Here is a 13,880-nt window from a genome sequence, read left to right as displayed (position 1 = left end):
GGGGGTGCCGACGGGGGTGACGGGGGTCGCCCCCCGGGAAAATGCAGTCAACCGCGTGCCTCCTCGACATCGCCGACGTCACCACCTGCGTCCGGCGCCTGAGCCCGGCGCCGGTCGTCCTCGCGTCCCGCGAGCTCCTGCTCGACGTCGCGCCGTCCCTCCCGCGCCCCCTGCTGGAACCCGGCGAGCCGGGCCCGCAGCGCCTCCGCGTCCACGCCCTTGCGCACCCGCTGGACCGGCGGGGGCTGTGGGACCTGGCGCGGGGTGCGCTTCGGCAATCCGGTGCCGGTCACCGGGCCCTCCGCACCGCCGGCGGTCCCGGGGTACGGGTCGGGGGCGGCCGGCCGCGCGTGCCGTCCACCCCCGGCCTGAGCGGGGATGACGGGGTGGGCCTCCGGGCTCAGCGGGCGCACCGTGGGTGGCACGGTGGCGGCGCCGGGAACGGCGGGGCCACCCTGCTCGGGGACGATCAGCTGGATGGTCGCGTCGTCCGGCGGCCCCGACGCCGCGGGCTGGGGCGCGAACCCCGCCATCCGCCGCGAACGCCCGGGCAGGACGTGCGCGTTGGCCTCGGCCGCGGCGCCCGGCAGCTGGACGGGCGGCGCGGTCGAGGCGCCGGGCACCGGGGGCGCGGACTGCGGGTCGGCGGCGGCCGGCGGCTCCGCGGGCAGCAGCCGGGCGGGCAGCACGACGACGGCCGTGATACCGCCGGGCCGCTGCTCGCGCAGCTGGACGCGGACGCCGTGCCGGGCCGCGAGCCGGGCGACGACGTAGAGGCCGAGGCCCATCACGGCGTCGTCCGCGTGACCCGAGGGGCCCGAGGGACCGGCGCCGGGGGGCTCCGGATCGGCCTGCGCCAGCAGGGAGTTGATCTGCTCCAGGCGGTCGGGGGCCATGCCGATGCCCTCGTCCTGGACGGACAGCATCACGTCGCCGTTCTCCAGCAGCCAGCCGCAGACCTGCACGGGCACGTCCGGCGGCGAGAACGCCGTGGCGTTCTCCAGGAGTTCGGCGACGAGGTGGCTGATGTCGTCCGAGGCGAAGCCGGCGAGCTGGGAGCGGGCCGGGAGCGAGTGGATGCGGACCCGCTCGTACCGCTCGATCTCGCTGACGGCGGCCCGCAGCACGTCCAGCAGGGAGACCGTCCCCGCGTGCCCGCCGACGTGCTCGGAACCGGCCAGGACCAGCAGGTTCTCGCTGTGCCTGCGCATCCGGGTGGCGAGGTGGTCGAGCTTGAAGAGGACGTCGAGACGGTCGGGGTCGGCCTCGTGGGCCTCCAGGCCCTCGATGACGGTCAGCTGCCGTTCGACGAGGCCGAGGGTGCGCAGCGACAGGCTGGCGCAGGTGGTGTGGGCGCGTCCGGTGAGGCCGGCGAGGCGCTCCTCGCGGTCCCGGTCGCGGGCGCGCAGCGTGTCGCGCTCGTCGGCGAGGTCCTGGCGGGCGGCGTCCAGCCGGGCGCGTTCGCCCTCCAGGAGGGCGATGCGCTCGCGCTGCCGGACGACCGTGCCGTGCAGGACGTTGACCGAGCGGGCGATCTCGGCGAACTCGTCGTCCCGGCCCTTGAAGGCGACCGGCTCGGTGGCGCCCGGGTCGGCGCAGACCCGGCGGGCGCCCTGCCGGAGGGCGGTCAGCGGGCGGGTCAGCGAGCGGGTGGCCCGGACGCCGCCGAGCAGGGCGGCCGCGAAGCAGAGGGCGACCAGCCCGGCGCGGACCTGGAAGGCCGTCACGTCGCGGTCGTGCACCCGCGCCAGGTGGGCGGCCTCGGCGGCGGCGAGGTCGGACTCGACGCCGCGCATCCGGTCGAGGCGGGTGGCGAGCAGGGCGCGTACCGGCCCGGTGTCCTGCACCCGCTCTCCCGCGACCAGGGCGGGGAGCCGGGTCTCGGCGGCGGAGACGTCCGGGCCGCTCATCTCCCGGGCGTAGGCGTCACGGGCCTTGGCCGGGGCGAGCTGGGCGAAGTCGGCGCGGGCGGCGCGCTCGCGGGTGTCGGTCTGCTGGGCGGCGGCGGCCAGTTCGGGCCGTTCGCGGTGGGCGGCGGAGGCGGCGTAGGAGGCCAGGAGCAGTCCGCGGGTGGCGGACGCCTCCTCGACCGCGCGGCCGAGCAGCGCCACGGCCTCGCCGTCGCCCGTCCCGGCCCGTTCGGGCAGCCGGGCGGCGAGGGTACCGGCGACGCCGTGCAGGGCCTGCACGGTGGAGGTGTACGTGCGGAAGACGGTCAGCGGGTCGGCGGAGCCGGTGAGGGCGGTGCGCCGCTCGCGGGCCAGGCCGTCGAGGCGGGTGCGGACGGCCTCGGGAAGGCCGGCACGCGTCGTCGCCGAGGTGAGGAACGCGCCGAGGCGCCGGTCCGTCCGGCCGTGCCGGGCCGCGAGGGCGGCCGGTACGGGGCCGCGGCCGGCCGCCGCGTACTCGGTGACCGCGTCGCGCTCGTCCGCCAGCTCGTGGGCGAGGCGCACGGCGTCGCTCGCGGCCCTGGCCGTGGGGACGAGCCGCGCGGTGTCCGCGGCGTCGCGGTAGGCGTCCGCGACGCCCAGCGCGCCCGCGCCGAGGACCGCCAGAGAGGCGGTCGCGACGGAGAGGACGAGCCGGTTGCGGGCGCGGGCGGTGCCTTCCGGCACCCCCGTGGTCTGTCGCTCCCGTCGCCCGCCCCGAAGCCGCTTCTTCCGCACCGGTGCTCACAATCCGATCTCGTCCGGTCTGGGTCCCGCCCACCCCTGGCGCTGAGTGGACCTTGTCAGCACGGGGGCGGGGCGGGCGCCGGTCATCCGTCCGCCACACCCGAAGGTGTGGGGTTCCGTCCCGGAAGTTGCCGTGATCGTCCACCGGCCGCACGCCGCCGCTGCCGCGTTCGTCGTGTCCGCCGCGCCCGCCCCCGGCAACCGCCACCCGGTAAACCGCCCGGCCCGCCGGAAGGATGCGCGTCAACCGCCGCGGAAATCGGGGCTCGTGCACACTGGCCCCATGCGCATCGAGCTGGCCACCCTGCCGGGCGACCCGGCCCGGCCCAACGAGGACTTCGTGTCGGCGGTCCTGCCCGCTTCCGGGCAGGGTGGCGCGCTGGCGCTGCTGGACGGCGTGACGCCGCCGCAGGACGGGGACGACGGGTGTGAGCACGGCGTTCCCTGGTTCACGGCGCGTTTGGGCGGCGCACTGCTGGAACTGTGCGCCACCCGGCGCGAGCTGACGCTCCGCCAGTGCCTCACCGACGCGATCACCCGCACCGCGGACGCCCACCGGGACCACTGTGATCTCGGTCACCGCCGCACCCCGCAGGCCACCGTGGTGGCGGCCCGGTGGGACGAGCGGCGGGTGGAGTACCTGGTGCTGTCGGACTCCGTCCTCCTGGTGGAGGGCGCGGACGGCGCGGTGACCGCCGTCCTCGACGACCGGATCGCCCGGCTCGCCGCCCTCGGGCCGGTGACGGACGCCCACCGGAACGCGGAGGGCGGCTTCCACACGGCCGCCGCCGACCCGGCCGTCGCCGCCCTGGCCGTCGCGGGCGTGCTGCCGCGCGCGGAGGTCCGCGCGCTGGCCGCGCTCAGCGACGGCGCGGCCCGCTGGGTGGAGGTCTTCGCCGAGGGCGACTGGACCGCCTGCGCCGGGCTGCTGGCGAAGAGCGGCCCACGGGGCCTGGTCGACCGGGTCCGGGCGGCGGAGCTGGCCGACCCGGACCGGCGCCTCTTCCGGCGGGGGAAGGTGCACGACGACGCGGCGGCGGTGTACGCGGAGCTCTAGCCGGCCGGGGGCAGGGCGGGAGACCGGGGGCGGCAGGGAGGCCGGGGGCGGCAGGGAGGCCGGGGGGGGTGCAGGTGCCGTCCGCGGCCGGGACCCGTTCGGGCGGGGCGCCCGTTCGGTTCGGACGCCCGTTCGGCCGGAGCCTCGTTCGGACGCGGCGGTCCGGGTGATTCTCCGGCGGTGGACGGCCCAGGGCGGGTATCCGTCCGGAACGGCCGTCCGCCGTCACGCCCCCGCCAGCGTCACCGGGAGACAGATGAACGATCCGCTCTCCCCAGGGAGCCCGTCAGCCGCCCAGCGTGGTGTTGAGCCGGTGCAGCAGGCGGGCCAGTTCGCCGATCTCGCCGCGGTCCCAGTCGGCGAGTTTGCGCATGTACTGGCCCCGGCGGGCGTCGCGGACGCGGCTGAAGCGGGCGTGCCCCTCCTCGGTGAGGGCGACCAGCGACGCGCGGCCGTCCGCCGGGTCGGGGGTGCGGGTGACCAGGCCGAGTTCGCCGAGGGCGCGCAGCTGGCGGCTCATGGTGGCCTTGCCGACGCCGAAGTAGGCGGCGAGGTCGGTGGCGCGCTGGCGGCCGGCGTCGGCCAGCCGGACGAGCAGGCCGTAGGCGGCCGGTTCGAGCTCCGGGTGGACCTCGCGCGCCATCTCCCCCGAGGAGGCGCGGGCGCGGCGCAGGAACACGGAGAGCTCGCGTTCCAGGGCGAGGAACGGGTGGTCCTCACCACTGGCGGTGCGCTGGTCCGTGCCGCCCTCCTCGGGAGGCGGCGTGGTGGTCTGGTGCACGTGGGGCCCTCTCCGGCTTTCCAGTACGTGAAACTTTGCCCGGGTCGCGGCAGGTCGCCGCAGCTCCGCCAGTATTTCGCAGGATTAGACCAACGACGGCAACCCGGGGGCCTACCGCCCGGCGGAGCTACCCGCGTAGCTTGTCGAGTGACCCCACTCATGTCATGGCCGCGCCAATCATGCGCGTACCGATCGGTTCCTCCTCCCCCCACCGAGGTCCCGGAGGCAGCATGTCCGCACTCCCCTCCCCCACCACCCCCCACACCCGGGCGGCTCTCCGCACCCTGCTGACCGCCCTCCTCTCCGTACTCGCCCTGCTCGCCGCCCTCCCCGGCACCGCCCGCGCCGGCGGTGACGGCTTCGCGCCGCCCCGCCCGGGCCATCCGGACCGCGACTGGATGGGCTCCACCGTCCGCCTCCACGAAGGCGGCGGGGCCGGCGGCGAACCGCCGCGGCTGACCGCGTCCGTCGAGGGCGTGGACGTCAGCAGCCACAACGGCAACGTGGCCTGGAGCACCCTCCGGGGTTCCGGCGTCCGCTTCGCCTACGTCAAGGCCACCGAGGGCACCGGCTACACCAACCCGTACTTCACCCAGCAGTACAACGGCTCCTACAACGCCGGCATGCTCCGCGGCGCGTACCACTTCGCGCTGCCCGACCACTCCGACGGCACCGCCCAGGCGAACTACTTCGCCGACCACGGCGGCGGCTGGTCCGCCGACGGCAAGACGCTGCCGGGCGTGCTCGACATGGAGTACAACCCCTACGGCGACGTCTGCTACGGCATGGCCGGCGCCGCCCTCGTCGACTGGATCGGCGACTTCTTCCGCGCCTACCGGCAGCGCACCGGCCGCGACGCCGTCATCTACACCTCCACGGGCTGGTGGCAGCGGTGCACCGGCGACTACGCGGGCTTCGGGACCGTCAACCCGCTGTGGATCCCGCGGTACGCCGACTCCCCCGGGACGCTCCCGTCCGGCTGGAGCTTCCACACCTTCTGGCAGTACACCGACACCGGGCCGGTCGTGGGCGACCACGACCGCTTCAACGGCTCGCTGACCCGCCTCCAGGCACTGGCCAACGGCTGAGGCCGCCGCGGGCGAAGCCCCTGCGGGCATAGGCGCCCGCGGGCGAGGCCGTGCCCCCGGCACATCGGCGCCGGGGGCACGGTCGTGAGCGCGCGAACCGTCAGAACCTCAGCCGCAGCTGCCGGCCGGGCGGTGCCGGGTCACCAGATCGGTGTAGCCGGTCGTCGCGTCGTTCCACACCACGCGGGTGCCGGTGTCCGCCGCGCCGCCCAGCTGCTCACCGCGGTTGCAGGAGACCCGGCCCTTGCGGGCGCCGTCCGGCGAGAACTGCCACAGCTTGGACAGCGTCTCGTTGCGGTACTCGGTGTCCGGGGTCTGCGCCAGGACGGTCACCGCCTCGTCGGTGGCCGTGAGCAGCACGCCGGCCAGCGCGTCCTTGCCCGCCGCGGGGCTGATGTCGACGATGTTCCCGCCGTCCAGATCCGCGCGGCGCACCGCGGTCAGACCGGTCCCGTACTCCGCCATGCTCAGCCAGAAGACGTGCTTGCCGGTGATCGCCGTGGCGTTGACCGTGGGCTGGACGTCGGCCGGTTTGACCGCCGTCCGGGTGCCGCTCGCGACGTCGATGATCCCGAGCTCGTTCCGGTACACCTGGTCGACGCGGTGCGTGTCGGCGAAGGCGATCCGGCCGTCGCGCAGCGAGGGGTGACTGGTCCGGTTGAAGCGGCCGGTGCCCTCGGAGGGCGGGATGCGGACCGGTTCGTCGTCCTGGCCCAGCCTCATGTACATCGCCGCGGTGTAGCCGCGCCGGCCGTGCTCCTCGAAGACCACCGTCTTGCCCTCGACCGCCAGCGAGGTGAAGCGGTACCGGTTGTGGTGAAGCACCTTGATCGGCCCGCCGGCCAGCGACCGGGACAGGAGATCGACGCTCCGGCCCTTGTACGCCATCCACACCACCGTCTTGCCGTCGGTGACCGGGTCGACGTGGAAGCGGCCGTCGTTGGGGCTGATCAGCTTGGGCGTGCCGGTGCCGTCCGTGCGGCCGGCCCAGACGGAGTACGCCTCGGTGCCGTCGTCGTTGGACTTGGACGCGGCCCACCAGCCGCCGCCCGCGCCCGCGCGGCTCTCGTTGGTGTTGACCTTGCCCAGCAGCTGGTCGGAGTCCACGCCCATGGCGAGCTCCCAGCCGGGGACGATGCCGTGGGCGTTGAACGAGCGCTCGACCGTCCGCAGTTGGGCGTCGGTGAGCTTGAGGTCCTTCGCCGCGGCGAGCACCGCGTTGCGACCCTCGGTGAAGCCGTCCAGCGGGGTGATGTACTCGGTCAGCGCCTTGTAGACGAGCTTGTCGGCGAGCGTCTTGTCCAGGTCCTGCCGGATGTCCCACAGGGCGCCGGAGAAGATCGTCGAGTTGAGGTGGACACCGCCGTTGTCGGTGCCGAAGCCCACGCCGAGGAAGGACTTGGAGGTGGTCCTCCCGTCGTTCAGGTCGCGGAACGCGCAGGCGCGCGGCGACTTGGTGCGGCACAGCGACTCGCCCAGCAGACCCGAGTCGGGGTCGTCCATGGCGATGCCGTGGGTGTCGTTCTTGATGGCGTTGCCGAAGTAGTCGGCGATGGCCTCGTTCATGGCGCCCGACTGGCCGGCGTAGACCAGGTTCGCGGAGTTCTCGACGACGCCGTGGGTCATCTCGTGGCCGACGACGTCCAGGCCGGCGGAGAGCGGCCGGTATTCGGCGTCGCCGTTGCCGTACACCATCTTGGTGCCGTCCCAGAAGGCGTTGACGTACGGCATGCCCCAGTAGCTCACGCCCACCAGGGACTTGATGGCCATGCCGCGGCCGTTGAGGCTGTTCCGGCCGTGCACGGTCCGGTAGTAGTCGTAGACCTTGCCCGCGGCCCAGTGCGCGTCGACCGCGCCGGCCTCGGTGGCCTCCTTGCCGAACGCCGGTCCGGCCGAGCCGAACTCCTTGACGCCCTCGGGCCAGGTGCCGGAGGTCTCGTCGACGGACTTGCCGCGGGCGTCCCAAGTGGAGAGCTCGTTCTTGGTGCTGTCGCGCATCCGGGACAGGTCGCGCATGACGTACTCGTTGCGCTCCGCGTCCTTGAACACCTGGAGGTCGACGGACTTGCCGTCGAGCCGGACGCCGGTGCCGGCGGTGCCGTCCTGGGGCCCGTCGGCCGCCAGGCCGTGCCGTGCGGCGGTGCGGGTCCCGTTCGCGGCGGCGGGCTTTCCGGCGGGGGTACCCTGCGGGCCGAACGTCTTGATGGCGCTGTACTGGAGGACCGGGTAGCCGGACTTCGCGTCGACGTACACCTCCTCCAGCACCGGCCGGCCGGTGGCCGGGTCGGCGCCGCGGACGGTGACGTGCTGGGTGAGGACGCCCTCGCCCTTGGGCAGGACGACCAGGCCGCGGGCGGTGCCGGTGAGGGCGGGCGCCTTGTCCGCGTCTTCCCGGTCGTCCGCGCCCTTGCGGGGTCCGGCAGCCGCCCGTTTCCCGGCGAGCCGGTCCTCGGTGGCGCCGACGGCCCGTTCGACGGCGAGTTCGGCGTCGACCTCGGGGGTGGTGGCGGTCTTCAGCCCCGTGAAGTACTTGCCGGAGGTGCCGGTGACGACGCGTTTGCCGTCCTTGTGCTCCATCCGCACGACGTACTGGCCGCCCAGGACCTCCACGCCCCGGTGCCGCTGCTGGAGCCGTACCGTCTCGGCCGTCCCCGAGCTCAGGGTCTGCACCGGCCGCAGGTCACGGCCGGGGTCGGCGATGCGGTAGCGGCCCTTCTTCTCCGCGAGGTGGCCGCGGGCCGCGTCGGCCGGGCTGCCGGTGGCCTTGACCGGCTCCCGGATGCCCCGGACCAGGGCCGGCGTCGCGGTCTTGCCCGCCGGGATCACCTGGCCGGGGCCGTCCGCGGGCTTCCCCGGGTCGGCGTGGGCGGGGACCGCCGAGACGACGAGTGCGGCGGCGCCGATCAGCGCCGCCGCACCCGATATGCCGCTCTGTGCTCTGCTTTTCCTCGATCTTCTCGCTCTGCCTGAACGTGCTCCGGGACTGCGCAAGGTCTCCCCCTCCGTACTTGCCGGGTGGTCGAACCGCTGACGTCGAACTGCTGCAAGGCAGGGACATGCAAGCGGCAGCCGGACGGCCGGACAATGGGGAGGGGTATTCCGCGGGCACTTTTCGGCCGGTCCGGGGGAAGGGCCGGAGCGGGGCGGAACGGGACGTTCCTAAGGCGGAGCCGAGCCGTCCGCCGCCTTTCTGTCACCGGAACCCATCCTTCCGGGGGAAAAGCGCGGTTCCCGGGACCGGTTCAGCCCTTGCGCACGGTGTCCACGACGCGCGAGAAGTCGTCCCGGCCGTGCCCCTCGGCGATCGCCCGGCGGGCGACGGCGAGGGCCGCGTCCAGGACGCCGGTGTCCAGTCCGCGCGCGGCCGAGGCGTGGAGGACGTGTTCGATGCCGGCCGCGATGGAGGTGACGTTCGAGACGTCGCCCGCGTGGTTGTCCGTGTCGGCCCGCTCCGCGTACAGCGGCACGATGTGGCCCAGCAGCGACACGATGCCCTGGGAGTACGGCAGGAGTTGCGCGGCCGTGATGCCTTCGGCCCGGGCCAGGGCCAGGCCGTGGAGGTAGCCGCTCACCGCCGTCCAGGCGAAGTCCAGCACCGCGACGTCGAACGCGGCGGCACGGCCGGGGTCGGTGCCGAGGTGGTCGGAGCGGCCGCCGAGGGCGGCCAGGGCGGCCCGGTGCGCGGCGAACTCCTCCTCCGGTCCGCTGTAGATGAGGGTGGCGGCGTCGGTGCCGATCGACGTCGCGGGCGTCAGGATGGATCCGTCCAGGTAGCCGACGCCGTGCTCGGCGGCCCAGGCGGCGGTGGCCCGGGCCCGGTCGGGCGAGTCGGCGGTGAGGTTGACCAGCGTCCGGCCGCGCAGCGCGTCGGCGGCCGGGCGGACGATCGCGTCCACCGCGGCGTAGTCGATCACGCACACGATGACGAGGGGGGACGCGGCGATCGCCGACCGGGCCGACTCGGCTTCCACGGCGCCGCGTCCGACGAGCTCGCCGGCGCGGCCGGGGGTGCGGTTCCAGACGGTCACGGGGTGGCCGGCGGCGAGCAGCGCGCCGGCGAGGGCGCGGCCCATGGGGCCCATGCCGAGGACGGTGACGGGGGTGGTGTGGGAGGTGGTGTGGGAGGTGGTGTCGGAGTGGTCGAGGACGGGATCGGGGACTCGACCGGGGACTTGACCGGGGGAATGAATCGCCATGCCGCGAAGCTAAACCCTGACGTCGACGTGAGAGTCAACTCGCCGAGTGGGGAGCCGCATTGCGCATCGGAGAACTGGCACGGCGTTCGGGCGTCAGCCCGCGGGCCCTGCGCTACTACGAGGAGCAGGGCCTGCTGCGTCCGGAGCGCCGGCCGAGCGGCTACCGCGAGTACGGCGAGGACGCCGTCCGGACCGTCCGCGACGTCCGCACCCTGCTGGCGGCGGGGTTGGGTACGGCCACCATCGCGGCGGTGCTGCCGTGCACGGCCGGGGACGAGGCGCTGGTGCTGCCCGACTGCTCACCGCTGGCGGAGGAGGTGCTGGCGGAACGCGACCGGATCCGGGGGACGATGGCCGAACTAGGCGCGGCGCTGGAGCTGTTGCAGGAGATGATCGACCGGTCGGGGCTGGAGGCCCCGGGGGCGGACGGCGCGCGGCCCGGATTCGGCCCGCCGCCCGGATGCGGCGACCGGCCCGACTACGGCGACCGGACGGCCGGTGCCGGCCGCTATTCCCTGGCACCCGCCCTGACCCCTCCCGCACAATGACCCCATGCTCACCACGCTCCTGCCCTTCCTCGGGGCCTGCCTGCTGATCGCCGCCTCCCCCGGACCCGGCACGATGCTGATCATCCGGCAGTCGTTGCGCAGCAGGCGGGCGGGGTTCCTGACGGTGCTCGGGAACGAGACCGGGGTCTTCGTCTGGGGCGTGGCCGCCGCGTGCGGACTGACGGCGCTGCTGGCGGCGTCCGAGGTGGCGTACGACGTGATGCGGATCGTCGGGGCCGGGGTGCTGGTGACGTTCGGGGTCAGGGCGCTGCTGGAGGCGAGGCGGGGCCGTGGTCGCGGTACGGCGATGGAGGGCGCGGAGGAGACGGGCGCGCCGCAGCCGTCGGAGAAACGTTCCGGCTGGTCCGCGTACCGGGCGGGCCTGCTGTGCAACCTGGCGAACCCGAAGGCGGCGGTGTTCGCGATGTCGTTCCTGCCGCAGTTCGTCCCGGACGGGGTGCCGCACCTGCCGGCGATGGTGGTGCTGGCGGCGATCTGGGCGGTGTTCGAGGTGGGGTACTACGGGCTGTACGTGTGGTTCGTCGGCCGGATGCGGGCGGTGATCGCGCGGGAGCGGGTGCGCAGGCGGCTGGAACAGGTCTCGGGCGGGGTGCTGGTGGCGCTCGGCGTGCGGATGGCCGTCGAGGGCTGAGCGCGCCCGCCGGCTCCGGAACCCGGAGCCGGCGGTGTGCTCGCGCACGCGCGTCGGTCAGCGACGGCCCCAGGCGGCAGTGGCGACGACGCGGCCGCCGGCGTCCCGCAGGGTGGCTTTGTCGCGGTCGTTGTTCCAGACGTAGGTGCGCTGGTTCTGGTACACGTCGGCGGCGGAGTCGCGGCCGGAGCCGGTGTGCACGCGGACGGAGGCGTGGGCGGCGAGGCGCAGTTTGCCGAAGCGGTAGGTGTGGCGCTCGTTGTCGGTGAGCGTCCAGCGGCTGAGGTCCACGGCCTTCTTGCCGGTGTTGGTGACGGTGACCCACTCGGCGTTCAGGCTGCGGTTCGAGCGGTCGTCGCGCCCCGGGCTGTCGTACTGGATCTTGCCGAACACGACGGCCGGGCGAGCGGCCGCGCCCTGCTGCGCCGCCACCGCGGCGGGCGCGACGACGGACGCCAGCACCGCGCCGCAGGCGGCGACGGTGACCAGACGGGCTGTGGATCGCGAACGCGACAAGGGAACCTCTGCTTTCCGGCCCGGCGGCCCGCTGTCGGCCGCCGCGGCCACGGCGTACGCCCGGCGTCCGCCGGGCCCGCTCACTCTCGCGCGGAGGCACCGGTTCCGTGAAAGGGATCCGAGATGCTGTGACGCAGTTCTCACAGTCCCGCGACGCCCCGCGGACACCGCCCGCCCGAGCGGCCTCATCCCTCCGTGCGGCCTCATCCCTCCGTGCGGCCTCATCCCTCCGGGCGGACCACGAACGTCCCCTTGGCGGGCAACGTCACCAACAGCCCCCGCTCGCGCAGCTCCCGCACGGCCCGCCGCACGGACCCGACGGCGACGCCGTACTCCTCCGCCAGGTCGCGTTCCCCGGGGAGCCGCGCCCCCGGCGGGAGTTCACCCGCGCCGACACGGGCGGCGATGTGGTCCGCGACCTGCATGTAGACGTAGACCGGCCTGGTCGGATCGACGGGCGCCGCGCCCTGCTCACCTGCCATGACCGTGAACATAGGGCACCGGCCCGCCCCGAGGACGCCCGAGCGGCGCGGGCCGCCCCCGCCGCGCCCCTCGCGCACGCGTAGCGCCGCCCCCACCCTGCCGACGTTTGTGACCATGAGGCGGTCCGGTCCGCCGTATGTGAGAGGGATGACCCGCCATGCCCGACGTTCCCGCAGATCCCACCGTGCTCCACCCGATGCCCGGCCAGTCGCGGGTGGTGCTGCTGAAGCCGCTGGTGACCTCGCCGTTGATCGAGGTCGGGGAGTTCTCGTACTACGACGACCCGGACGACCCGACGGCCTTCGAGACCCGGAACGTGCTGTACCACTACGGCCCGGAGAGGCTGGTGATCGGCAGGTTCTGCGCCCTGGGCGAGGGCACGCGGTTCGTGATGAACGGGGCCAACCACCGGATGGACGGCCCCTCGACGTTCCCCTTCCCCATCATGGGCGGCTCGTGGTCCGAGCACTTCGACCTGATCACCGGGCTGCCCGGCCGGGGCGACACCGTGGTGGGGCACGACGTGTGGTTCGGCTACCGCTCGCTGGTGATGCCCGGCGTCCGCATCGGGCACGGGGCGATCATCGCCTCCGGGTCGGTCGTCGTGGACGACGTCCCGGACTACGCGGTCGTCGGCGGCAACCCGGCCAGGGTCATCCGCTACCGGTACGCGCCCGAGGACATCGCCCGGCTGCTCGATGTCGCCTGGTGGGACTGGCCGCTGGAGCACCTCACCCGGCACGTCAGGACCGTCATGTCGGGCACGGTCGACGAACTGGAGGCCGCGGCTCCGGGCCGTGGGTAGCGGGCCCCTCAGTGCCCCAGCCGCCGCAGCGCCTGCTCCGGGTAACGTCCCCCGGCGACCGCCGCCGGTGGCACGGCCCGGTCGAGGAGGGCGGTCTGCGCGGCGGTGAGGACGAGGTCCGCGGCGGCGGCGTTCTCCGCGAGATAGCGCCGCTTCTTCGTGCCGGGGATGGGCACGACGTCGTCGCCCCGGCCGAGCAGCCAGGCGAGCGCCGCCTGCCCGGGCGTGCAGCCGATCTCCGCGGCGACCCGCCGCACCGCCTCGACCAGCGCCAGGTTGGGACCGAAGTTCTCGTCCGAGAAGCGCGGCCAGCGCCTGCGGTTGTCGTGTTCGGCCAGGTCGTCGCGCGACGCCAGGGTGCCGGTGAGCATGCCGCGGCCGAGCGGCGAGTAGGCCACTACGGCGATGCCCAGCTCGCGGCAGACGTCCAGCAGCCCGTCCTCCACGGCGTCGCGGGTGAACAGCGAGTACTCCATCTGCACCGCGCTCACGGGGTGGACGGCGTGCGCCCGGCGCAGGGTCTCCGGGCCGACCTCGCTCAGCCCGATCCAGCGCACCTTGCCCGCCGCCACCAGCTCCGCCAGGGCGCCGACGGTCTCCTCCACCGGCGTCGCCGGGTCGCGGCGGTGGGCGTAGTAGAGGTCGATCCGGTCGGTGCCCAGCCGGCGCAGCGACGCGTCGCAGGCGGTGCGGACGTACGCCGCCGAGGTGTCCACGGCGTCGACGCGGCCGGTCGCCGGATCGTGCCGGAGCCCGAACTTCGTGGCGAGCACGAGGCGTTCCCGGTCCTCCGCGCCGCGGCGCCGCAGCCACCGGCCCAGCAGCTCCTCGTTGGCGCCGCACCCGTAGGCGTCCGCCGTGTCCAGCAGCGTGACGCCCAGATCGAGGGCGTGGTCGAGAGTGCGGAGCGACTCGGCGTCGTCGGGGGTCCCGTAGGCGACCGACATGCCCATGCAGCCGAGCCCCACGGCCGAGACCTCAGGGCCGGCTTCGCCCAGTCTGCGGTACTTCACACGCACACGCTCCTCACACGGCCGGGGCGCGGCCCAGCGACGGACGCCGCACCACGCACTCGGGTA

General features: G+C 74.5%; 12 protein-coding genes. 5 read left to right on the top strand and 7 right to left on the bottom strand.

The window, feature by feature from the left end; genetic code table 11:
- Positions 1–47: 47 nt before the first annotated feature.
- The gene (locus tag JNW98_RS13045; RefSeq protein WP_223768340.1) at positions 48–2,615 is read right to left on the bottom strand and encodes a sensor histidine kinase; all 2,568 of its coding nucleotides are present in this window, start codon (positions 2,613–2,615) and stop codon (positions 48–50) included.
- A gap of 343 nt (positions 2,616–2,958) precedes the next feature.
- Here JNW98_RS13045 and JNW98_RS13040 point away from each other — a divergent pair, with 343 nt between their 5' ends.
- On the top strand, positions 2,959–3,732 hold the full coding sequence (locus tag JNW98_RS13040) for a protein phosphatase 2C domain-containing protein (protein WP_223768339.1): 774 nt from the start codon (positions 2,959–2,961) through the stop codon (positions 3,730–3,732).
- Between the two features lie 286 nt (positions 3,733–4,018).
- Here the strand turns inward: JNW98_RS13040 and JNW98_RS13035 are convergent, their stop codons facing one another.
- A complete protein-coding gene (locus JNW98_RS13035) occupies positions 4,019–4,513 on the bottom strand; it encodes a MarR family winged helix-turn-helix transcriptional regulator (RefSeq protein WP_372459232.1) in 495 nt (164 codons plus the stop codon).
- A 230-nt stretch (positions 4,514–4,743) separates the two neighbouring features.
- Between JNW98_RS13035 and JNW98_RS13030 the strand changes: the two genes are divergently transcribed.
- Positions 4,744–5,601, top strand: coding sequence for a lysozyme (locus JNW98_RS13030; RefSeq protein ID WP_223768338.1), 858 nt, complete (start codon positions 4,744–4,746; stop codon positions 5,599–5,601).
- A 108-nt stretch (positions 5,602–5,709) separates the two neighbouring features.
- Here JNW98_RS13030 and JNW98_RS13025 read toward each other — a convergent pair whose 3' ends face one another.
- Positions 5,710–8,592, bottom strand: a complete 2,883-nt coding sequence (locus tag JNW98_RS13025; RefSeq protein WP_372459231.1) for a M4 family metallopeptidase — start codon at positions 8,590–8,592, stop codon at positions 5,710–5,712.
- Between the two features lie 251 nt (positions 8,593–8,843).
- The gene (locus tag JNW98_RS13020; RefSeq protein WP_263420721.1) at positions 8,844–9,797 is read right to left on the bottom strand and encodes an NAD(P)-dependent oxidoreductase; all 954 of its coding nucleotides are present in this window, start codon (positions 9,795–9,797) and stop codon (positions 8,844–8,846) included.
- Between the two features lie 59 nt (positions 9,798–9,856).
- Between JNW98_RS13020 and JNW98_RS13015 the strand changes: the two genes are divergently transcribed.
- Positions 9,857–10,345 carry a MerR family transcriptional regulator gene (locus JNW98_RS13015; RefSeq protein WP_223768337.1) on the top strand — a complete coding sequence of 163 codons (489 nt, stop codon included), beginning with the start codon at positions 9,857–9,859 and terminating at the stop codon, positions 10,343–10,345.
- 4 nt (positions 10,346–10,349) lie between these two features.
- Positions 10,350–10,997, top strand: a complete 648-nt coding sequence (locus tag JNW98_RS13010; protein ID WP_223768336.1) for a LysE family translocator — start codon at positions 10,350–10,352, stop codon at positions 10,995–10,997.
- Positions 10,998–11,054: 57 nt separating this feature from the next.
- Here JNW98_RS13010 and JNW98_RS13005 read toward each other — a convergent pair whose 3' ends face one another.
- Both JNW98_RS13005 and JNW98_RS13000 read right to left on the bottom strand, forming a co-directional pair.
- The gene (locus tag JNW98_RS13005; protein WP_223768335.1) at positions 11,055–11,513 is read right to left on the bottom strand and encodes a lamin tail domain-containing protein; all 459 of its coding nucleotides are present in this window, start codon (positions 11,511–11,513) and stop codon (positions 11,055–11,057) included.
- A gap of 221 nt (positions 11,514–11,734) precedes the next feature.
- Positions 11,735–11,995: a GntR family transcriptional regulator gene (locus tag JNW98_RS13000; protein WP_223768334.1), complete on the bottom strand. Its 261-nt coding sequence runs from the start codon at positions 11,993–11,995 to the stop codon at positions 11,735–11,737.
- Positions 11,996–12,153: 158 nt separating this feature from the next.
- Between JNW98_RS13000 and JNW98_RS12995 the strand changes: the two genes are divergently transcribed.
- Positions 12,154–12,801: a CatB-related O-acetyltransferase gene (locus tag JNW98_RS12995; RefSeq protein WP_223768333.1), complete on the top strand. Its 648-nt coding sequence runs from the start codon at positions 12,154–12,156 to the stop codon at positions 12,799–12,801.
- 8 nt (positions 12,802–12,809) lie between these two features.
- Here JNW98_RS12995 and JNW98_RS12990 read toward each other — a convergent pair whose 3' ends face one another.
- Positions 12,810–13,814, bottom strand: coding sequence for an aldo/keto reductase (locus tag JNW98_RS12990; RefSeq protein ID WP_223768332.1), 1,005 nt, complete (start codon positions 13,812–13,814; stop codon positions 12,810–12,812).
- Between the last annotated feature and the right edge of the window lie 66 nt (positions 13,815–13,880).

Origin of the sequence: Streptomyces huiliensis (genome assembly GCF_020037025.1) — a bacterium.
GTDB classification, from domain to species: domain Bacteria; phylum Actinomycetota; class Actinomycetes; order Streptomycetales; family Streptomycetaceae; genus Streptomyces; species Streptomyces huiliensis.
Note: the sequence above shows the minus strand (reverse complement) of the source record. Positions and strands in the feature narration are given on the sequence as shown.

Excerpts from the sequence above, each read along its gene's own strand:
- JNW98_RS13010 (WP_223768336.1), top strand. The coding sequence starts at position 10,350 with ATGCTCACCACGCTCCTGCCCTTCCTCGGGGCCTGCCTGCTGATCGCC.
- JNW98_RS13020 (WP_263420721.1), bottom strand. The coding sequence starts at position 9,797 with ATGGCGATTCATTCCCCCGGTCAAGTCCCCGGTCGAGTCCCCGATCCC.
- JNW98_RS13040 (WP_223768339.1), top strand. The coding sequence starts at position 2,959 with ATGCGCATCGAGCTGGCCACCCTGCCGGGCGACCCGGCCCGGCCCAAC.
- JNW98_RS13030 (WP_223768338.1), top strand. The coding sequence starts at position 4,744 with ATGTCCGCACTCCCCTCCCCCACCACCCCCCACACCCGGGCGGCTCTC.
- JNW98_RS13000 (WP_223768334.1), bottom strand. The coding sequence starts at position 11,995 with ATGGCAGGTGAGCAGGGCGCGGCGCCCGTCGATCCGACCAGGCCGGTC.
- JNW98_RS12995 (WP_223768333.1), top strand. The coding sequence starts at position 12,154 with ATGCCCGACGTTCCCGCAGATCCCACCGTGCTCCACCCGATGCCCGGC.